Source organism: Bacteroides sp. AF39-16AC, from assembly GCF_003602735.1.
Lineage (GTDB): Bacteria > Bacteroidota > Bacteroidia > Bacteroidales > Bacteroidaceae > Bacteroides > Bacteroides uniformis.
Genome location: NZ_QTLN01000001.1, coordinates 453,915 through 475,069, shown reverse-complemented (window position 1 = coordinate 475,069; position 21,155 = coordinate 453,915). Strand labels below are relative to the sequence as shown.

14 protein-coding genes are annotated in these 21,155 nt (G+C 47.0%); 8 read left to right on the top strand and 6 right to left on the bottom strand.

Translation table 11 applies throughout. The annotated features are described in order from the left end of the window. Nucleotides 1-43: 43 nt before the first annotated feature. Nucleotides 44-673, top strand: coding sequence for an AAA family ATPase (locus DW039_RS01925; protein ID WP_044467857.1), 630 nt, complete (start codon nt 44-46; stop codon nt 671-673). Between the two features lie 77 nt (nt 674-750). Here DW039_RS01925 and DW039_RS01920 read toward each other — a convergent pair whose 3' ends face one another. Continuing rightward, entirely contained in the window at nt 751-2,412 is a 1,662-nt protein-coding gene (locus DW039_RS01920; protein WP_044467851.1) for a putative transporter, read from the bottom strand. 270 nt (nt 2,413-2,682) lie between these two features. Here DW039_RS01920 and mutA point away from each other — a divergent pair, with 270 nt between their 5' ends. The 3 genes from mutA to DW039_RS01900 all read left to right on the top strand — a co-directional run bounded on the left by mutA (nt 2,683) and on the right by DW039_RS01900 (nt 9,233). Then, complete coding sequence (gene mutA, locus DW039_RS01915; RefSeq protein ID WP_044467850.1) at nt 2,683-4,581, top strand: methylmalonyl-CoA mutase small subunit; 1,899 nt, start codon at nt 2,683-2,685, stop codon at nt 4,579-4,581. Between the two features lies 1 nt (nt 4,582). After that, the gene (scpA, locus tag DW039_RS01910) at nt 4,583-6,730 is read left to right on the top strand and encodes a methylmalonyl-CoA mutase (protein ID WP_005833154.1); all 2,148 of its coding nucleotides are present in this window, start codon (nt 4,583-4,585) and stop codon (nt 6,728-6,730) included. A 313-nt stretch (nt 6,731-7,043) separates the two neighbouring features. Beyond that, a complete protein-coding gene (locus tag DW039_RS01900; protein ID WP_008664059.1) occupies nt 7,044-9,233 on the top strand; it encodes a DNA topoisomerase 3 in 2,190 nt (729 codons plus the stop codon). A gap of 11 nt (nt 9,234-9,244) precedes the next feature. Here DW039_RS01900 and DW039_RS01895 read toward each other — a convergent pair whose 3' ends face one another. From DW039_RS01895 to aroC, 4 genes are read right to left on the bottom strand one after another with little or no spacing between them, the layout of a single operon-like run. Further along, on the bottom strand, nt 9,245-9,799 hold the full coding sequence (locus DW039_RS01895; protein ID WP_005827192.1) for an NUDIX hydrolase: 555 nt from the start codon (nt 9,797-9,799) through the stop codon (nt 9,245-9,247). Between the two features lie 14 nt (nt 9,800-9,813). Then, entirely contained in the window at nt 9,814-10,893 is a 1,080-nt protein-coding gene (locus DW039_RS01890) for an anhydro-N-acetylmuramic acid kinase (protein WP_005833148.1), read from the bottom strand. Nucleotides 10,894-10,908: 15 nt separating this feature from the next. Next, nucleotides 10,909-12,264, bottom strand: coding sequence for a dipeptidase (locus DW039_RS01885; protein ID WP_057087210.1), 1,356 nt, complete (start codon nt 12,262-12,264; stop codon nt 10,909-10,911). 9 nt (nt 12,265-12,273) lie between these two features. Continuing rightward, a complete protein-coding gene (gene aroC, locus DW039_RS01880; RefSeq protein ID WP_008664052.1) occupies nt 12,274-13,350 on the bottom strand; it encodes a chorismate synthase in 1,077 nt (358 codons plus the stop codon). Between the two features lie 374 nt (nt 13,351-13,724). Between aroC and DW039_RS01875 the strand changes: the two genes are divergently transcribed. Further along, the gene (locus tag DW039_RS01875) at nt 13,725-14,918 is read left to right on the top strand and encodes a DUF4925 domain-containing protein (RefSeq protein WP_165853088.1); all 1,194 of its coding nucleotides are present in this window, start codon (nt 13,725-13,727) and stop codon (nt 14,916-14,918) included. A 119-nt stretch (nt 14,919-15,037) separates the two neighbouring features. Continuing rightward, entirely contained in the window at nt 15,038-16,315 is a 1,278-nt protein-coding gene (locus tag DW039_RS01870) for a serine dehydratase subunit alpha family protein (protein ID WP_034532834.1), read from the top strand. 107 nt (nt 16,316-16,422) lie between these two features. Here the strand turns inward: DW039_RS01870 and DW039_RS01865 are convergent, their stop codons facing one another. Further along, entirely contained in the window at nt 16,423-16,995 is a 573-nt protein-coding gene (locus DW039_RS01865; RefSeq protein WP_005833142.1) for a peptidylprolyl isomerase, read from the bottom strand. 489 nt (nt 16,996-17,484) lie between these two features. Between DW039_RS01865 and ilvD the strand changes: the two genes are divergently transcribed. Both ilvD and ilvB read left to right on the top strand, forming a co-directional pair. Continuing rightward, on the top strand, nt 17,485-19,287 hold the full coding sequence (ilvD, locus tag DW039_RS01860) for a dihydroxy-acid dehydratase (protein ID WP_044467846.1): 1,803 nt from the start codon (nt 17,485-17,487) through the stop codon (nt 19,285-19,287). Between the two features lie 91 nt (nt 19,288-19,378). After that, on the top strand, nt 19,379-21,130 hold the full coding sequence (gene ilvB, locus DW039_RS01855; RefSeq protein WP_120381615.1) for a biosynthetic-type acetolactate synthase large subunit: 1,752 nt from the start codon (nt 19,379-19,381) through the stop codon (nt 21,128-21,130). The last annotated feature ends 25 nt before the right edge of the window (nt 21,131-21,155 follow it).

Here is a 21,155-nt window from a genome sequence, read left to right as displayed (position 1 = left end):
ATATTTATATTTGCTATCTGCAAACCAATAGATGAATAAGCGTATGGGCAATAATTTTATAATCAATATAGGCCGTCAACTGGGCAGTGGCGGACGGGAGATAGGCGAGAAACTGGCTGCCCGTCTGGGTATTGACTTTTATGATAAGGAACTGATTAGGTTGGCTTCTGAAGAGAGTGGACTGTGTTGTGAGTTCTTTGAGAAAGCTGATGAGAAAGCTTCACAAGGTATTATTGGAGGGCTCTTCGGCATGCGTTTCCCTTTTGTCAGTGACGGGGCTATCCCGGCCACGAATTGCCTGAGTAATGATGCTCTGTTCAAAGTGCAGAGTGACGTGATACGCAGATTGGCGGAGGAGAAGTCCTGCTTGTTTGTGGGGCGTTGTGCCGATTACATTCTGCGAGAACATCCACGCTGTGCCAATGTCTTCATTTCCTGCTCCAATGAGGAGCGCATCAAGCGTATTTGCCGAATGTATTCCATTTCTGAGCGTGAAGCGGAGGAGATGATGAACAAAGCGGACAAGAAGCGTGCCGAATACTATAACTACTACAGCTACAAAAAATGGGGAGCTGCCGAAACATACCACTTGTGTATCGATTCTTCCGTATTGGGTATTGAGGCTACGGTGGACTTTATAGAAGAGTTCGTCAAGAAGAAGCTAAGACTTTAAGGAATTAAAATTAAAGGCTGCGCAATGTTGGTTTAACCCAACTACGCAGCCTTTAATTTTAATTCCTTAATTTCCTCCTACATCATTGTCAGCAGTATCATCTGTCCCGCCAGAATTCGCAGGAACATTGTCAATGGATATACCGTGGAGTAACCTACTGCCGGAGCATCATTGCCTGATGTCTGATTGGCGTATGCCAATGCAGGAGGGTCTGTGTTGCTACCTGCTATTAAACCCATCAGGGTGAAGTAGTTCACTTTGCAATAGAAACGGGCTATCATGCCGATTATCAACAAAGGGATGACGGTTATCAGGAATCCATAGCCTACATACAGTAATCCGCTGCCTTCTACTACTGTTTGTACAAAATGCTCACCGGCTTCTATACCTACACTGGCAAGGAAGAGTACAATACCGATTTCACGCAACATCAAGTTAGCGCTCATGGTGGTGTACGTCACAAGATGCATTTTGTGACCAAAACGTCCGATAAGGATTGCCACTACCAGCGGACCACCTGCAAGACCTAACTTAACCGGTGTCGGCATACCCGGGAATGCGATGGGGAGGCTTCCCAGCAGGATTCCTAGGAAGATTCCCACGAAAATAGTAACGATATTCGGAGTGTCCAAACGTTTCAACTGGTTGCCCAATACACCGGCTACACGCTCTACGGCATCTTGCTGGCCAACCACCATTACGCGGTCACCTACTTGAAGTACCAGATTGGGATCAGCAAACAAGTCCATACCTGAGCGGTTGATACGGGTTACATTTACACCGTACATACTGCGGAAGTGGAGGCTTCCCAGCTTCTTACCGTTGATTTCGGACTTAGTGACGAGGATACGACGGGAAACCATTGGGGTGTCCTGCTTTTCCCAGTCTACATGTATTTCTTTTCCGATAAAGGCAGCTACCGCTTCGGCATCTTCTTCGGAGCATACGATGAAGAGCTGGTCTCCTACGTGGAATACCGTTTCATGGTTGGGGATACTGACGTGCCCCTCATGGCGTATGCGTGAACAGACAAACGGACGTCCCAGGAAATCCTTTATCTGGAGCAGGGTCTTTCCGGAAATTGATTCGTTGCGTACTTCGAGGTGAAGCATGTGCGGCTGATGCTTTACATCTGCTTCTTGCGTATTGAGTTCCTGCTCCTCTTTCTTGAGGTTCACCCGGCAGATATAACGGATGGCTATGATGGAACCTATGATACCTACCACACCAAGCGGATAGGCGCAGGCATATCCCAATGCGATGGGGTCTCCCGTATAGTTTATCTGGTTCAGGGCTTCTTGTGCGGCACCCAGACCCGGAGTATTGGTTACGGCACCATAGAGAATACCTACTATCATTGGCAAGTCTATCCCTCCGTCAATGAAGTAGATACTCAATGCTACTGCGATATTCAGCAACACGATACCAACAGCAAGCATGTTCAGCCGCATCCCCCCTTTTTTAAAGGAAGAGAAGAAGGAAGGCCCGACTTGCAGACCGATACAGAATACAAATAAAATCAAACCGAATTCGCGGATGAAATGCAAAATGTGTGTTTCGCCCGTGAAGCCAAAATGCCCCATCAGGATACCCGCAAAGAGGACGAATGTAACCCCCAACGATACCCCGAAAATCTTAATCTTACCCAGCAATACGCCCACAGATATTACGAATGCATACAAACAAACGATGTGAGCGACAGATGAAGGGTCCCATAACAAGCTTTCTAACCAATTCATAGTACCTTTTAATATGTCGTTTTTTAAAATTTCGCGCAAAATTACTTAATAAAAAGGAGTTGACAAAAGCTTTGTGGTACTTTTTGCTATATCAACTTTGCAAAAATAGGGTGTGTTTCCGGTGAATACGCTGAATCCGTATGGATGCGGAGTCATCTGTAAGTGCAATTTTCTCTAAAAAAAGATTTTGTTCTAAGTATTTCCTTATATTTGCAAGTCTCTTGATGACAAAAATGAATAGTATTCATCTATTTTAATTTTAAATAAACTATGGCAGACAGTAAAGAAAAACTCTTCTCCGACTTCTCTCCCGTTTCCACTGAGCAGTGGATGGAGAAAGTTACCGCAGACCTGAAAGGGGCGGATTTCGAGAAGAAACTCGTTTGGAAGACAAACGAAGGATTTAAAGTGAAACCTTTCTACCGTATGGAGGACCTGGAAGGTTTGAAGACGACAGATGCTCTTCCCGGCGAGTTCCCTTATCTCAGAGGTACCAAGAAAGATAACAATGAATGGCTTGTGCGTCAGGAAATCAAAGTGGAATGCCCCAAAGAGGCCAATGCCAAGGCGTTGGATATCTTGAATAAAGGTGTAGATTCACTCTCTTTCCATGTAAAGGCCAAGGAATTGAACGCAGAGTATATTGAAACTTTGTTGAAAGATATCTGCGCAGAATGTGTTGAGTTGAATTTCTCTACCTGCCAAGGGCATGTGGTGGAACTTGCGGAACTTCTTGTCGCTTATTTCCAGAAAAAGGATTATGATTTGACGAAGTTGCAGGGTTCCATCAACTATGACTACTTCAACAAGATGCTGGCCAAAGGTAAAGAAAAAGGTGATATGGTGGCAACAGCCAAGGCGCTGCTCGAGGCTACCGCTTCCCTTCCGAAATACCGTGTGTTGAATGTGAATGCGTTGACATTAAACAATGCAGGTTCTTATATTTTCCAGGAGTTGGGTTACGCTTTGGCTTGGGGTAATGAATATATGAATCAGTTGGTTGATGCCGGTCTGCCGGCTGCAATGGTAGCCAAGAAGATTAAGTTTAATTTCGGTATCAGTTCCAACTACTTCCTTGAAATAGCCAAATTCCGCGCTGCACGTATGCTGTGGGCTAATATTGTGGCTTCTTACAGTCCTGAGTGTCTGCGCGACTGCGAAAACAAGGGTAAGGATAACGAGTGTCGCTGTGCAGCCAAGATGAAGATTCATGCGGAAACTTCTTCATTCAACCTGACTTTGTTTGATGCACACGTAAACTTGTTGCGTACGCAGACTGAGGCGATGAGTGCCGCCCTTGCTGGTGTTGACTCAATGACGGTTACTCCGTTCGACAAGACTTATGATGCTCCTAACGAATTCTCTGAGCGTATGGCGCGTAACCAACAATTGCTGTTGAAAGAAGAATCGCACTTCGATAAGGTTATAGACCCGGCTGCAGGTTCTTACTATATCGAGAACTTGACCGTCTCTATTGCCAAGCAGGCTTGGGACCTCTTCCTCGCTGTAGAAGAAGACGGTGGTTTCTATGCTTCCGTGAAAGCCGGAAAAGTGCAGGCTGCCGTAAACGAGAGCAACAAGGCACGTCATGCTGCAGTCGCCAAGCGTAAGGAAGTGTTGCTGGGTACCAACCAGTTCCCCAACTTCAATGAAAAGGCCGGGGATAAGAAACCGGTTGAGGCTACTTGCTGTTGCGGCGGCGGACATACGTGCGAGAAAGATGTTCCGACACTGAACTTTGACCGTGCTGCCAGTGAATTTGAAGCGTTGCGTCTCGAAACAGAGGCTTCCGGCAAACGTCCGAAAGCGTTTATGCTGACTATCGGTAATTTGGCCATGCGCCAAGCACGTGCACAGTACTCTTGCAATTTCTTGGCTTGTGCCGGATATGAAGTTGTAGACAACCTCGGTTTCTCCACCGTAGAAGAAGGTATAGAAGCTGCAATGGCTGCCAAGGCCGACATCGTGGTATTGTGTTCAAGTGATGATGAATATGCAGAATATGCTGTTCCCGCCTTCAAGGCTCTGAATGGCCGTGCCATGTTTATCGTAGCCGGTGCTCCTGCTTGCATGGACGACTTGAAGGCTGCCGGTATCGAGAACTTTATCCATGTCCGTGTCAACGTGCTGGAAACATTAAAGGAATACAACGCTAAACTTTTGAAGTAAGATGAGAAAAGATTTTAAAAACTTAGATATATATGCCGCTTTTCAACCCGTCAATGGTGCTGAGTGGCAAAAGGCTAACGGCATCCATGCTGATTGGAAAACGCCGGAACACATTGAGGTGAAGCCTGTTTATACAAAAGAAGACCTTGAGGGAATGGAACATTTGGGTTATGCTGCCGGACTTCCTCCTTATTTGCGTGGTCCGTACTCTGTAATGTATACATTGCGTCCCTGGACTATCCGTCAGTATGCAGGTTTTTCTACAGCGGAAGAGTCAAATGCCTTTTACCGTCGTAATTTGGCTTCCGGACAGAAAGGTCTGTCCGTAGCTTTCGACTTGGCCACTCACCGTGGCTACGACCCCGACCACGAACGTGTAGTGGGTGACGTAGGTAAGGCAGGTGTGTCTATCTGTTCCTTGGAGAATATGAAGGTGCTGTTCGATGGAATTCCTTTGAACAAGATGTCCGTCTCCATGACCATGAACGGTGCCGTACTTCCTGTTATGGCATTCTACATCAACGCAGGTCTGGAGCAGGGTGCCAAGTTAGAAGAAATGGCTGGTACTATCCAAAATGATATCTTGAAGGAATTCATGGTGCGTAATACCTATATTTATCCGCCTGCATTCTCTATGAAGATTATCTCCGACATCTTTGAATATACTTCCCAAAAGATGCCTAAGTTCAACTCTATCTCCATCTCCGGCTACCACATGCAGGAAGCGGGTGCTACGGCAGACATCGAGTTGGCTTACACCCTGGCAGACGGTTTGGAATATCTGCGTGCCGGAACGGCTGCGGGTATTGACATCGATGCTTTCGCACCGCGTCTCTCTTTCTTCTGGGCCATCGGAACGAACCACTTTATGGAAATTGCCAAAATGCGTGCCGCACGTATGTTGTGGGCAAAGATTGTGAAGCAGTTCAATCCTAAGAATCCGAAGTCGCTGGCTTTGCGTACGCACTCCCAGACTTCCGGCTGGTCGCTGACAGAGCAAGACCCGTTCAACAATGTGGGCCGTACTTGTATCGAGGCGATGGCTGCTGCATTGGGACATACCCAGTCACTGCATACCAATGCTCTTGACGAGGCTATTGCCTTGCCGACGGATTTCTCTGCACGTATTGCACGTAATACGCAGATTTATATTCAGGAAGAAACTTACATTTGCAAGAATGTAGACCCATGGGGTGGCTCTTATTATGTGGAAAGTTTGACTAATGAGTTGGCTCACAAGGCTTGGGAATTGATTCAGGAAGTAGAGAAGCTGGGCGGTATGGCAAAAGCCATCGAAACCGGTATCCCCAAGATGCGTATCGAAGAGGCTGCTGCGCGTACGCAAGCCCGTATCGATAGCGGTTCGCAGACCATTGTCGGTGTGAACAAGTATCGTCTGGAGAAAGAAGCTCCGATTGATATTCTTGAAATCGACAATACGGCTGTTCGTCAGGAACAGATTGAGAACCTGAAGCGTCTGAAGGAAGGACGTAACCAGGCAGAAGTGGACAAGGCATTGGAGGCTATTACTGAATGTGTAAAGACCGGTAAGGGCAACTTACTGGAACTGGCAGTGGAGGCAGCCCGTGTCCGTGCCACTTTGGGGGAAATCTCTTATGCTTGCGAAAAGATTGTAGGACGTTATAAAGCAGTAATTAGAACTATATCAGGCGTGTATTCATCAGAAAGTAAGAATGACAGCGACTTCCACCGTGCTTGTGAATTGGCAGAGAAGTTTGCGAAGAAAGAGGGACGTCAGCCTCGTATCATGGTAGCCAAGATGGGCCAGGACGGTCACGACCGCGGTGCCAAGGTTGTTGCAACCGGATATGCCGACTGTGGCTTCGACGTGGATATGGGACCCTTGTTCCAGACACCGGCCGAGGCTGCCCGCGAAGCGGTTGAGAACGACGTTCATGTAGTGGGGGTTTCTTCATTGGCTGCCGGACACAAGACATTGGTTCCGCAGATTATCGAAGAGCTCAAGAAGTTGGGACGTGAGGATATCGTAGTGATTGCCGGTGGTGTAATTCCCGCACAAGACTATGACTTCCTTTACAAGGCAGGTGTAGCTGCCATCTTTGGCCCCGGTACTCCGGTTGCCAAGGCTGCTTGCCAGATATTGGAAATCTTGTTGGATGAAGAATAATCCGACACGTTAAATGTTAAAAGAGGGACGGTATGTGTTTACATATCCGTCCCTTTTTCTTAATCTGTGTTATAGAACATACTTTTTTAGTTGGATAATTTGCAGATTTATCAGAAGTCCGTATCTTTGCAATGTGTTTTTCATAGTATTAGATTTAAGGTTAACAAAGGTTGGAGTACAGCGGTACTCCTTTTTTTATGTCCGTACGTCAGCTTTGGGGGAGAAAAATCACCTGGTCTATGTTATCGTTTCTTGCTTATAGTTTCGTTCTTGCCCCCTTTTTATTACCTTTGTCCCGCTAAAAGAATAACGAATGATAGTTTGTATTGCCGAAAAGCCCTCTGTGGCGCGTGACATAGCCGATGTATTGGGAGCGAAAGAAAAGAAGGACGGATACATCGAAGGAAACGGATACCAGGTGACCTGGACATTCGGCCATCTTTGTACGCTGAAGGAGCCGCATGAATATACCCCTAATTGGAAGTCATGGAGCTTGGGAAGCCTCCCCATGATACCTCCCCGTTTCGGTATTAAGCTGATTAGTAATCCCACATACGAGCGCCAGTTCCATACGATAGAGAACCTCATGCAACATGCCGATATGATTATAAACTGTGGTGATGCCGGGCAGGAAGGAGAATTGATACAGCGCTGGGTGATGCAGAAAGCCGGGGCACGTTGCCCGGTGAAACGTCTTTGGATATCTTCATTGACAGAGGAAGCCATCCGTGAGGGCTTTGCCAAGCTGCGCGATGCGTCGGATTTCCAGCCTTTGTACGAAGCAGGCTTGTCGCGTGCCATTGGCGACTGGCTGCTCGGGATGAATGCCACCCGCCTCTACACCATGAAGTATGGGCAGAACCGGCAGGTACTTTCTATCGGCCGTGTGCAGACGCCGACACTGGCGCTGATTGTAAACCGTCAGTTGGAAATACAGAATTTTGTTCCCAAGCAATACTGGGAGCTGAAGACCGTCTATCGAGATACCACTTTCTCCGCCATCCTCCGGAAAAGTGAGGAGGAACTGGTATTGGAAGCCGAGAAGCAGAAAGAGGCTATAGCTGCCGGGAAGAAACCTAAAAAAGAAGAAGAGAATCGGGGTATCGACCCCATTACCGACCGCGAACGTGGGCTTGCTTTATTGGACCAGATTAAGAATTCTCCTTTTACCGTGACGGATGTCACCAAGAAAGAGGGGAGGGAGGCGCCACTCCGCTTGTTTGACTTGACTTCTTTACAAGTGGAATGTAACAAGAAGTTTGCCTATTCCGCTGATGAGACGCTGAAAATCATCCAGTCTTTGTATGAGAAGAAAGTGGCTACCTATCCACGTGTAGACACTACCTATTTGAGTGATGACATCTATCCCAAATGCCCCGGCATCTTGAAAGGTCTGCGTGATTACGAGACATTTACAGCCCCTTTGACAGGAACTGCATTGTTGAAGTCCAAAAAGGTTTTCGATAACTCGAAGGTAACAGACCACCACGCCATTATTCCTACCGGCCAGCATCCGCAGAATCTGACGGATATGGAGCGTCGCGTATTCGATTTGATAGCACGCCGTTTCATTGCTGTATTCTATCCCGATTGTAAGTTTGCCACTACCACCGTATTGGGCGAGGTAGAGAGCATAGAGTTCAAGGCCACCGGCAAGCAGATTCTGGAACCGGGTTGGCGTGTTATCTTCGGCACCCCCTCGGCACAATCGCAGGAGGAGAAAGAGGAGAAGGGAGAAGAGGAGAATGTGCTTCCGGCTTTTGTGAAAGGAGAAAGCGGACCGCACGTCCCCGATTTGTATGAGAAGTGGACGCAGCCGCCCCGGCCTTATACGGAAGCCACCCTGCTGCGTGCTATGGAAACGGCGGGCAAGCTGGTGGATAACGACGAACTGCGTGATGCGCTGAAGGAAAACGGTATCGGTCGTCCATCTACCCGTGCAGCCATCATCGAGACGCTGTTCAAGCGAAACTATATCCGCAAGGAAAAGAAGAATCTGATAGCCACCCCTACCGGTGTGGAGCTGATACAGATTATCCATGAGGAGCTGTTGAAGTCGGCGGAACTGACCGGTATCTGGGAGAAAAAGCTACGTGAGATAGAAAGGCGGACATATAATGCCGGACAATTCTTGGAAGAATTGAAGCAGATGGTATCGGAAGTCGTGATGAGTGTACTTTCTGATAACAGCAACCGCCACATCACCATCCAAGCGCCTGCTCCCGAAAAGGGCAGTAAGGCTTCTGCCAAGACAGAGGCTGCCGATAAGCCGAAAAAGGAGCCGAAGAAAAGAACACCGAGAGAGTCTGCCGCCGCAGGTAAAAAGACGGAGCAGGCTTCGGGCGCTGTGGCAGCTTCAAGTACGGAGGCTTCCGTACAAGCTGACGATTTCGTCGGTCAGCCTTGTCCGCTTTGCGGAAAAGGTACCGTTATCAAGGGGAAAACGGCTTACGGTTGTTCTGAATGGAAATCCGGATGCACATTCCGCAAGCCGTTTGAATAAGGGTAATCACATTAAATAATTCTCTCCGCCATGTATTTCCAGAGGGGAGCAGCCATCAGCGCCTGGCGGATGCTTCCTTGCTGCAGCAATTCCTTGACCTCTTGCAAGGAAAGCAGGTGTACGGTCAGGTTTTCCGTATCTTCCAACTGTTGCTCGGAGATTTTCTCCACGTCCGTAGCCAGGAAACAGTAGGTAATGTTGGTGTGGGTACTTGGATTGGGAGAGATTTGCATGAACTCTTTCCATACTCCGTTTCCATAGCCGGTTTCTTCCAAAAGTTCCCGTTGTGCGGAAACCATCGGAGAGCCGTCCTCTTCTTCGCATACCCCTGCACAGAGCTCATAGGACGTTTCTTGTATGCCATGCCGGTATTGGCGGATAAAGACAAATTGTCCATCACGGGTGATGGCAATGGTATTCACCCAGTTGGGATATTCCAATATATAATAGGAGGGGATGTGGTTGCCGTTGGGCAGCACTACATGGTCCTTACGCACAGTGAGCCACGGAGCCCGATGAAGGTATTCGCTGGATAAGACGGTCCAGGTGTCTTTTGATTTTTCCATAATGGTAAAATTAACTATATTTTAAACAGCATCCCTCCGATATTATCTGTCGTGGCTCCCGTCACCGAGGCGAGGCATCCGGGTGTGTCCGCCATATAGAGGGCACCCAGGAAAGCAAAGATTAGGGCTTCCTTGTATTCTATGATTTGCCGGCTGGGAATCACGATTTCACACGGACACAAGGCGTCGATACGTTCTATGAGGAACTTGTTGAATGCACCTCCGCCGGTAATCAGCAGTTTTCCGTTACCATCGGGCAAGGGGCGGGCGGTGATGATGCGTGATATTTGCCAGGCGGCATGCTCGTAAAAGGTACGTAGCATATTCTCCATACTCAAGCCATAACGCTCGAGCATGGGATATACCAGCGTTTCCACCCACTCCCGTCCCAATGACTTCGGTCCGGACTGATGGTAGAAATCCATTCCGTTCAGTTCGTCCAGCAGTTCTTGGCAGATGTTGCCTTGCCGTGCTATCTCGCCGTCACGGTCAAATTCCAATCCTATTTGCCGGCAGTAATGGTTGATGACGTAATTCACCGGACTGATGTCAAAAGCGATGCGCCGCCCGTCCTGCTCGAATGAGATGTTGGAGAAACCGCCGATATTCAAACAGAAGTCGTAGTCGGCAAAAAGCAACCGGTCGCCAATAGGTACGAGTGGAGCGCCCTGCCCACCCAGCATGATGTCCAGCCGCCGGAAATCCGAAACGGTAGGTATACGGGTTTCAGCGGCAATGGCGGCTCCGTCACCTATTTGGTACATGATTCTCTTTTGAGGCTCATGGAAGATGGTATGCCCGTGGGAGGCGATAATATCGGGGTGGACTCCAAATTCTTGCATGAACTCGTTGACACGTTCACCGAGAAACTTTCCATAGGAGCTGTGGAAAGTGATGAACTCCAAAGCACTCATTGTCTGTGCACCGGTACCCAATATCTGCTTCATGGCGTCGGGGTAGCTATAGCCTTTTGCACAGTCTATGTGGAAAGACCATTTTCCGGCTTGCTGCCGGAAAGTGCAACAACATACGTCCAGCCCGTCAAGGGAAGTGCCGGACATCAGGCCGATGGCTTGAATTTGGAAGTCTTTCATCCTGATTTTCTTGTTTTATTTATAATTGAGGTAGAATTCGACAACAGCTTCTATTCCTTTACGGAAGATGTCCAACGGTATATTCTCATTAGGTGAGTGGATGGCGTTGGATTCGAGCCCGAAGCCCATCAGAACGGTTTTGATGCCTAGTACTTGCTCGAAAGTGGAGATGATGGGGATACTTCCACCCCGACGCACTGCCAGCGGTTTCTTTCCAAAAGCTTTTTCAAAACCTTTTTCGGCGGCTTGGTAGGCGGGTAGGGTGATGGGGCATACATATCCTTGGCCTCCATGCATCGGAGTGACTTTTACCTGTACTGAATCCGGCGCTATGTCCAGAATGTAGTCGGCAAAGAGCCGGGATATCTTGTGGTGGTCCTGGTGGGGAACCAACCGGCAGGATACCTTGGCGTATGCCTTGGATGGGAGCACGGTCTTGGACCCTTCACCCGTATATCCGCCCCAGATGCCGCATACGTCGAAAGACGGACGGCAACTGTTACGTTCCAGCGTACTGTAACCTTTCTCTCCGAAAAGTGCTTTTACATGGATAGCCTTTTTGTATTTCTCTTCGTCGAAAGGAATGCGGGCTATCATGTCGCGCTCGGCTTGGGGAACTTCTTCCACATCGTCATAGAAGCCCGGTACGGTGATACGTCCCTCTGCGTCCGTCACTTGGCTGATTATCTGGCAAAGTACATTGATGGGGTTGGCAACAGCACCGCCGAAGTGACCGCTGTGTAGGTCGCGGTTGGGGCCGGTCACTTCTATTTCCCAATAGGCCAGTCCGCGCAGTCCGGTGGTCAGTGAAGGCAGGTCTGCACCAAGCATGCTGGTGTCCGAAACCAGAATGACGTCTGCTTTCAGCAACTCTTTGTGCTCCTGGCAGAAGCTTTCTAAGCTGGGCGAACCGATTTCTTCTTCTCCTTCGAAGATGAATTTTACGTTGGTTTGCAGCAGTTCGTTGCGTACGAGGTATTCAAACGCTTTCACTTGTATGAAAGATTGCCCTTTGTCATCATCAGCACCACGTGCCCAGATATGTTCGTCGCGTATTTCCGGTTCAAAGGGGTCGCTTTTCCAAAGTTCGAGAGGTTCGGCTGGCATCACGTCGTAGTGGGCATATACCAATACGGTCTTGGCGTCCGGGTCTACGATTTTCTGTCCAAAAACAATCGGGTTACCTTTGGAGGGCATTACGAGGGCTTCATCCGCTCCGGCTTCGAGCAGCAACTGTGCCCAGCGTTCGGCGCAGGCAAGCATATCGTCGTGATGCTCGGGTTTGGCACTGATGCTTGGAATGCGAATGAGGCTGAACAAGTCTTCCAGCATTTTAGGCTCGTTCTCGGTGATGTATTTCTTTATTTCCATGGGTGAATATTATAGTTGTGTTGTTCTGTCAATCAGGTAATAATCCAACAATGTCATTGCTGTCATTGCTTCCACGATGGGTACTGCGCGTGGCAATACACACGGGTCATGGCGTCCTCGGGCTTTCAGGGTGGTGTCTACACCGTCAATGTTCACGGTGTGTTGCTCCATCAGTACGGTTGCCACGGGTTTGAAGGCTACACGGAAATAGATGTCTTGCCCGTTACTGATTCCACCTTGTATACCGCCCGAATGATTGGTGCGGGTCTCGATACGTCCGTTATTGTTGTAGAACACATCATTCTGCTCCGAGCCTTTCTGCTTTAATCCCTTGAAACCGTCTCCATACTCGAATGCTTTTGCTGCATTGATGCTGAGCATGGCTGCTCCAAGTGCTGCATGGAGCTTGCCGAATACGGGTTGTCCCAGTCCGATGGGGCATCCTTTGACGACACAAGTCACCACTCCTCCGATGGTATCTCCTTCTCCCTTTATCTTGAAGATGAGTTCTTCCATTTCTTTTGCCTTCGCCGGGTCGGGGCAGCGGACCGGATTGGTCTCTATCAGGTCGAGGTCGTATGCGGTATAATTTTCTTCAAGGCGGATAGGACCTACTTGTGAAGTGTACGCCGTGATGTGTATACCCAGCTGCTTCAGCGCCAATTTGGCCAGGGCACCCGCTACTACACGCGAGATTGTTTCACGGGCTGATGAACGTCCACCTCCGCGGTGGTCGCGGATGCCATATTTCACTTTATAAGTATAGTCGGCATGTGACGGTCGGTAGACTTCTTTCAGATTATTGTAATCGTCAGAATGTTGGTTTTGGTTCCATACAATGAATCCTATGGGGCAGCCTGTGGATTTTCCTTCGAAGATGCCGGAGAGGAACTCCACTTTATCACCTTCTTTCCGGGCGGTAGTGATACGTGACTGTCCGGGGCGGCGTCGGTCGAGCTCTGCCTGGACGAAATCCATATCAATGACTATTCCTGCAGGGAATCCGTCTATCACTCCTCCCACGCCCTTACCGTGCGATTCCCCAAAACTGGTAAGACGGAGAATATTTCCAAATGAGTTGAACATATCAAATGCTTTAAAGGTTTATATATGAGGTTAATGTGCCAATACGCTTTATAAGAAATGCTTTTGACTTTATAAAGATAACAACTTTTTTTCATAAAACGTTTAAGGAAATAAGATAAAAAGTCTTTTCCGCATAAAGTTGCCTGCCTTTGCCAGAGTTTGGTCAATGGCTTGTTCTTTATAAAAATGGCTTACTCTTTATGAAATCTGCATCCGAATTTCACTCGTAATGATGAAAAAAGGAACATTTATTTTTTAGAAAAGACCTTGTACTGTAACCTTAAAAAGTGTTACTTTGCACCTTTGATTTAAAATGGGAAATTAATAGCTCCCTTGGGAAGCTTTTTATTAACTAAACAAGTACTCAAAAAAGTATGAAAAAGAATTTATTTTATTTATTTGCATTGATCTGTTCAATGAGTTTATTCACGGCTTGTAGTGATGATGACGATGACAAGGTAGTATGTCCTGTGCCGCAAACAGAGTTTACAGTTGCAACAGGTTTGAACTTGACTTATAACGGTGGATCAATGTTGGGAAAGAAAGTAACTTTTACTCCGGATGCTTCTGATGCAACCAAGGCTACTTTGGTATTGGCTGGCAATTTGGATCTTTCCGGTATTCTTACACGTGAAGCGGCTTCCGGTTCTTTTGGTGCAGGCGTATTCCCTGGTTCTCCGGTTGTAACCCTTCCGGTTACTTTGAATATACAAGGTGATGAATGTTCGTTTTCCGGCACAAGTGAGACCGATTATTGTACTTTTGACTATGCAGGAAAGGTTACTGCTTCTTCCTTGAAATTAGATTTAACTAATGTCGCATTGAAAAATTCCGCTTTATCCGGAACAACTTGGGTTCCTACACCCCTTAATTCTGATTATACGGAAGAACCGATTCATTTGATTTGGGAATCCAATAAGAATGTAGAGGTAATGCCTGGCTGGGAGCTACCGATTCAAACAATTTTGACGTTAGCTCTTCGTATGCCTTTAATTGACGCAGGTGGTGATGATAAAGTGAATGTAGAGAATATGTTGTGTAGTGTGTTGCATGATATTACTTTGGGTGTTGACGGTAATATTTCAGCTTCTTATGTTGATGCCGCTCAGGGAGGTACCTCTGTTGTTAAGACTCCTGCGAATGTTGCACAATATGTAGTTCTCAGTGATACCCAAATGAAGGTATATTTGAATCTGGATGCCATCATTGCCAATGTAAAACGTCTGGGCAGTTCTACCAAGGCTATAGATATGAGTGAAATTTTGTCTCAGGCTGTTACGTCTTTGCTTCCTTTGGTAACTGACGGTGTGCCTTTGACTTACGAAAAGAACGAAGGTAAATTAAAGGTTTATTTGAATACGGATTTGTTATTGCCTTTGATGAAAAATATAGTTGCTCCTTTATTCTCGGATGAGGAGTTTGTAAATATGCTTATCGAAGCAATGAAAGCTGATCCTGATTTTGGAAGTATGGCCGGTATGGCAGAAGGTATGTTGAAGGGTTTACCTGAAATAATTAATGAAACAACTCGTTTGGAAGTTGGTTTGAACTTGACTGCCGCTAAATAACTTTTTTTTCGATATGGAATTTTCCCTCCTTTGTCTCCTGATTTTCAGGTTATAGAGGAGGGATTTTTGTTTGTTTTTTCCTACATTTGCATGATAAATAATCAAATTGTAGAAATGATATGACAGAAACGGAAAGACGACAGATTATTGCTTTGGTTAAATCTGAAGTAATTCCTGCCATTGGTTGTACAGAACCTATAGCTGTGGCATTGTGTGTAGCAAAGGCTGCGGAAGTGCTGAATAAGCGTCCCGAAAAGATAACTGTATTGCTGAGTGCCAATATTCTGAAAAATGCAATGGGAGTGGGTATTCCAGGTACGGGGATGATTGGATTACCGATTGCTGTGGCGCTTGGCGCCTTAATAGGTAAGTCGGCGTATCAATTGGAGGTTTTGAAAGAAAGTACTCCTGATGCAGTGGAGGCAGGAAAGCGTTTCATAGAAGAAAAGCGTATTCATATATCTTTAAAAAACGATATGGAAGAGAAGCTTTATATAGAAGTATGTTGTGAAGCTGATACGAACAAGGCAACAGCTATTATTGCCGGTGGGCATACTTGTTTTACTTATATAACGCGCAACGGTGACATCTTATTGGACAAACAAATTGCCTCTTGTATCGAAGAGGAGGATGTATTGGACTTGACTTTACGCAAAGTGTATGACTTCGCCATGACAACCCCATTAGACGACATCCGTTTTATTCTTGATACGGCACGACTGAACAAGACTGCCGCCGAACGTTCCTTCGAAGGTGAATATGGTCATGGACTAGGTAAAATCCTACGTGGCACTTACGAACACCGGATTATGGGCGACAGTGTCTTCTCTCATATCCTTTCTTACACTTCGGGAGCATGTGATGCCCGTATGGCCGGTGCCATGATTCCGGTGATGAGCAATTCCGGCAGTGGCAATCAAGGGATATCTGCTACCCTTCCCGTACTGGTCTATGCCGAAGAAAATGGAAAATCGGAAGAAGAATTGATTCGTGCCTTGATGTTGAGCCATTTAACAGTAATCTATATCAAGCAGAGTTTGGGACGCTTATCTGCCTTATGCGGTTGTGTGGTTGCTGCTACGGGTTCCAGTTGCGGTATAACTTGGCTAATGGGAGGAACTTATGAACAGGTGGCATATGCTGTGCAGAACATGATTGCCAATCTTACCGGAATGATTTGTGATGGTGCCAAACCCAGTTGTGCATTGAAAGTAACTACCGGAGTTTCAACCGCAGTGCTTTCAGCCATCATGGCCATGGAAAACCGTTGTGTGACTTCCGTAGAAGGTATTATTGATGAGGATGTGGATCAGAGTATCCGTAATCTGACAAAAATCGGTTCTAAAGGAATGAATGAAACGGATAAATTGGTATTGGAGATAATGACAAGTAAATAATATAGAATTTGAAAATTAAAGAATTAAAAATTAAAGAATTACCATGCGGCATGCTTAATACTGTGTAGTCTGATTCTTTAATTTTTAATTCTTTAATTTTTAATTCTTTAGTGGCAGCATCCGCCTCCACATTCATGGTCGCCGCATCCGTCGCCACAGTCACCACAACCGCAGCTGCCGCAACCGCCACCCATCATACGGGCAACTTCAGCAAGCTCTTCGTTCGTAGCCGGACGGCTTTCCACCACTTCTCCGGTAAAGTTCAAATCACAACCTGCGAGTGGATGATTCATGTCCATTACAACTACGTCTTCCTTTACTTCTACTACACTTCCATTGATGCGTTGACCTTCAGAAGTCATCAAGGGGATGACGGCGCCTTCCACTACACGGTCGCTGTCGAATTCTCCTTCTATCATGAAGATTTCTTTGGGGAGGTCAATAACATGGTCGTCGTCATATTCACCATAAGCTTCTGATGCCGGAATGGTAAAGTCGAATTTATCGCCTATCTGCAAGTCTTTTATCTGGGCTTCAAAGGGTTCGAGTGTCATTCCCAGACCTGAGATAAACTGAAAAGGATGCTCTACGGGTGCTTCTTCTTCGAAATCTTTTTCTCCGTTTTCGATTGAGTACAGCTTATATGCTACGGTGATGTACTTGTTTTCTACTGTTTCCATTAATTTTCTATCTTTATTTAATTAGTAAATACTTTTTTTTGAGTATTTGAAGAGACAAAGATACGAATTATTTGTTTCGGGATGTAGAGAGCCTTTGGTAATTTTCAGATTATTAAATGGTTTCAATGATTGGCAATACATTTACATTGGCTGTCTGAATGGTTCTATTTAGAACTGTTAAGTGATAAAATAGGATTTTAGGGCGATATTTTCTTACGATTATTCATATTTATCTTATTTTTTTCTTCAATTTGTTTGGAGATTATAAAAAAGCCCTTACCTTTGCAGCACGTTTGAAACAAAAAAGAAGAATTAAGTTATGAATTTACATACATCTATTAACCTGGCAGTCCTGCATATTATTCGCGTCGTGGTGGTGGCATCAAGAGCGTGAGAAAGGTTATGTATGTATTCGTACGTTAGAAGATAATTTATTAAGCCTTTCTCACTATAGTGGGAGAGGCTTTTTCATTAAAAGGAGATTTGAAAATGAAGCATCAGTTACGCAGCTCGTTCAGCACACAAGGTCGCCGCATGGCGGGAGCCCGTGCATTGTGGACGGCGAATGGTATGAAGAAGGAACAGATGGGTAAGCCCATTATCGCTATAGTCAATTCATTTACACAATTCGTCCCCGGGCATGTACATCTGCACGAAATAGGCCAGTTTGTAAAGGAAGAGATTGAAAAACTGGGGTGTTTTGCTGCGGAGTTCAATACGATTGCCATTGACGACGGTATCGCTATGGGACACGACGGTATGCTTTATTCCCTGCCTTCAAGAGATATCATTGCCGATAGTGTGGAGTATATGGTAAATGCCCATAAGGCAGATGCTATGGTTTGCATCAGTAACTGTGACAAGATTACTCCGGGGATGCTGATGGCGGCTATGAGGCTGAATATACCGACTGTGTTTGTTTCAGGCGGTCCGATGGAAGCCGGGGAATGGAACGGACAGCATTTGGATTTGATTGATGCCATGATTAAATCTGCTGATGAAAGTGTGGGCGATAAAGAGGTGGCACAGATTGAGCAACATGCCTGCCCCACTTGCGGATGCTGCTCAGGCATGTTTACCGCTAATTCCATGAATTGCTTGAATGAAGCGATTGGATTGGCACTGCCCGGTAACGGCACGATTGTAGCCACTCACGAAAATCGCAAGAAACTATTTGAGGATGCAGCCAGGTTGATTGTAGAGAATGCCTTTAGATATTATGAAGAAGGGGATGAGAGTGTACTCCCGCGCAGTATTGCTACCCGCGAGGCATTTTTGAATGCCATGACGCTGGATATTGCGATGGGCGGTTCCACTAATACGGTACTTCATTTGTTGGCTGTGGCTCACGAAGCCGGAGCGGATTTTAAGATGGACGACATTGACATGCTCTCCCGCAAGACCCCCTGCTTATGCAAGGTGGCTCCCAATACCCAAAAGTATCATGTACAAGACGTTAACCGTGCCGGTGGCATCATTGCCATCATGGATGAGCTTGCCAAGGGCGGATTGGTCGATACGAATGTCCGCCGTGTGGATGGAATGACGTTGGCAGAGGCAATCGACCGGTATAGTATTACCAGCTCTAATGTATGTAAAGAGGCAATCAAGAAATACTCCAGTGCGGCAGCCGGAAAGTTCAATCTGGTACTCGGCTCACAAAATGCGTCTTATAAGGAACTCGATACGGACCGTGCGACCGGTTGTATCCGTGATTTGGAACATGCATACAGCAAGGATGGCGGTCTGGCGGTTTTGAAGGGAAATATAGCTCAGGACGGTTGCGTTGTCAAGACTGCCGGTGTAGACGAGAGTATCTGGAAATTTACGGGGCCAGCGAAAGTCTTCGACTCACAAGATGCGGCTTGTGACGGTATTCTGGGTGGAAAGGTGGTCAGTGGAGACGTCGTCGTCATCACTCACGAAGGGCCGAAAGGTGGACCGGGTATGCAAGAGATGCTTTATCCTACTTCTTATATCAAATCCCGCCATCTGGGTAAGGAGTGTGCATTGATTACCGACGGGCGTTTCAGTGGTGGTACTTCCGGACTAAGTATCGGACATGTTTCTCCCGAAGCGGCTGCCGGTGGTAATATCGGCAAGATTAAGGATGGGGACATTATCGAAATTGATATACCGAACCGTTCTATCAATGTGAAGTTGACGGATGAAGAGCTTGCAGCACGCCCTATGACTCCGGTAACCCGCAACCGTGAAGTCTCCAAAGCATTGAAAGCATATGCCAGTATGGTGAGTTCCGCTGACAAAGGGGCTGTGAGGCTGATTGATTAAAAGCCCCCCTTTCCGAAAGCGAGGGGAGGAGAGAATGAAACAAATTTTTCAAGCTACTATTGAGCTTTTAAATATAATGAATAGATAAAGTATGGCTGATAATAATAAAAAGAGTAACTTTTCCTCCCTCTCCCAAGGAGAGGGTCGGGGTGAGGCTCTAATAACAGGCGCAGAAGCATTGATGCGCTCTCTGGAGCATCAGGGAGTAAAGACTATTTTCGGTTATCCGGGAGGGAGCATCATGCCGGTATTCGATGCCTTATACGACCACCGGAAGGAATTGAACCACATCTTGGTTCGCCATGAACAAGGAGCAACCCATGCGGCACAAGGCTTTGCACGTGTATCAGGCGAGGTTGGCGTTTGTCTGGTTACCAGTGGACCGGGTGCTACCAATACTATCACGGGCATTGCAGATGCCATGATTGACAGTACGCCTATCGTTGTCATTGCCGGCCAGGTAGGGACGAACTTCTTGGGTACGGATGCATTTCAGGAAGTGGACTTGGTAGGCATTACTCAGCCTATCACGAAATGGAGTTACCAGATTCGTCGTGCAGAAGATGTGGCCTGGGCAGTGGCACGTGCTTTCTATGTGGCAAAGAGCGGACGTCCGGGACCGGTCGTGCTGGATTTTGCTAAAAACGCCCAAGTGGAGAAAACAGAATATGCGCCTACTAAGGTGGACTATGTCCGTAGCTATCTTCCCGTTCCCGAAATGGAGCCGGAGGCCATACGGAAGGCTGCTGAATTAATAAATGGTGCGGAACGGCCTTTGGTGCTGGTAGGACAAGGCGTGGAGCTGGGAGAAGCCCAGCAAGAGCTTCGTGCTTTCATTGAGAAAGCCGGAATGCCTGCCGGATGCACTTTATTGGGACTTTCCGCATTACCTACGAACCATCCGTTGAACAAAGGAATGCTTGGTATGCACGGTAACCTGGGGCCCAATATCAATACCAATAAATGTGATGTCCTTATCGCCGTAGGCATGCGCTTTGATGACCGTGTGACGGGTAAATTGGAAACATATGCCAAGCAGGCGAAGATTATCCACTTTGATATTGACCCTGCCGAAATAGATAAGAATGTAAAGACCGATGTTGCTGTCCTGGGAGATTGCAAAGAGACACTGGCTGCCGTTACCCAATTGCTGGAACCCGCCAACCATCAGGAATGGATTGACAGTTTCCGGCAATACGAGGAAGTGGAAGAGGAAAAGGTAATCCGTCCGGAATTACATCCGGCAGGAAAAGCGCTAAGCATGGGTGAAGTGGTGCGTGCTGTGAGTGAGTCTACCCATAACGAGGCGATATTGGTGACTGATGTCGGCCAGAATCAGATGATGTCCGCCCGTTATTTCAAATACAGTAAGGAACGTAGCATTGTTACTTCCGGTGGCCTGGGTACTATGGGCTTCGGCCTTCCGGCAGCTATCGGTGCCACTTTTGGACGTCCGGACCGCACGGTATGCGTATTCATGGGAGACGGCGGCTTGCAGATGAACCTGCAGGAACTGGGTACCATCATGGAACAAAAGGCTCCGGTGAAGATGATTCTGTTGAACAATAACTTCCTGGGCAATGTTCGTCAATGGCAGGCGATGTTCTTCAATCGTCGTTATTCGTTTACTCCGATGATGAATCCGGATTATATGAAGATTGCTTCGGCATATGATATTCCTGCACGCAGGGTAATGACCCGCGAGGAGCTGGCAAAAGCGATTGACGAGATGATAGCGACTGACGGACCATTCCTGCTCGAAGCTTGTGTGGAGGAAGAAGGAAATGTAATGCCGATGACACCTCCGGGCGGTTCGGTCAATCAGATGTTGTTGGAATGCTGAAGTCATGCGAAATTAAAGAATTTAC

Coding starts and splice junctions, on each gene's coding strand:
- DW039_RS01925 (WP_044467857.1), top strand. CDS start 44: ATGGGCAATAATTTTATAATCAATATAGGCCGTCAACTGGGCAGTGGC.
- DW039_RS01920 (WP_044467851.1), bottom strand. CDS start 2,412: ATGAATTGGTTAGAAAGCTTGTTATGGGACCCTTCATCTGTCGCTCAC.
- mutA (WP_044467850.1), top strand. CDS start 2,683: ATGGCAGACAGTAAAGAAAAACTCTTCTCCGACTTCTCTCCCGTTTCC.
- scpA (WP_005833154.1), top strand. CDS start 4,583: ATGAGAAAAGATTTTAAAAACTTAGATATATATGCCGCTTTTCAACCC.
- DW039_RS01900 (WP_008664059.1), top strand. CDS start 7,044: ATGATAGTTTGTATTGCCGAAAAGCCCTCTGTGGCGCGTGACATAGCC.
- DW039_RS01895 (WP_005827192.1), bottom strand. CDS start 9,799: ATGGAAAAATCAAAAGACACCTGGACCGTCTTATCCAGCGAATACCTT.
- DW039_RS01890 (WP_005833148.1), bottom strand. CDS start 10,893: ATGAAAGACTTCCAAATTCAAGCCATCGGCCTGATGTCCGGCACTTCC.
- DW039_RS01885 (WP_057087210.1), bottom strand. CDS start 12,264: ATGGAAATAAAGAAATACATCACCGAGAACGAGCCTAAAATGCTGGAA.
- aroC (WP_008664052.1), bottom strand. CDS start 13,350: ATGTTCAACTCATTTGGAAATATTCTCCGTCTTACCAGTTTTGGGGAA.
- DW039_RS01875 (WP_165853088.1), top strand. CDS start 13,725: ATGAAAAAGAATTTATTTTATTTATTTGCATTGATCTGTTCAATGAGT.
- DW039_RS01870 (WP_034532834.1), top strand. CDS start 15,038: ATGACAGAAACGGAAAGACGACAGATTATTGCTTTGGTTAAATCTGAA.
- DW039_RS01865 (WP_005833142.1), bottom strand. CDS start 16,995: ATGGAAACAGTAGAAAACAAGTACATCACCGTAGCATATAAGCTGTAC.
- ilvD (WP_044467846.1), top strand. CDS start 17,485: ATGAAGCATCAGTTACGCAGCTCGTTCAGCACACAAGGTCGCCGCATG.
- ilvB (WP_120381615.1), top strand. CDS start 19,379: ATGGCTGATAATAATAAAAAGAGTAACTTTTCCTCCCTCTCCCAAGGA.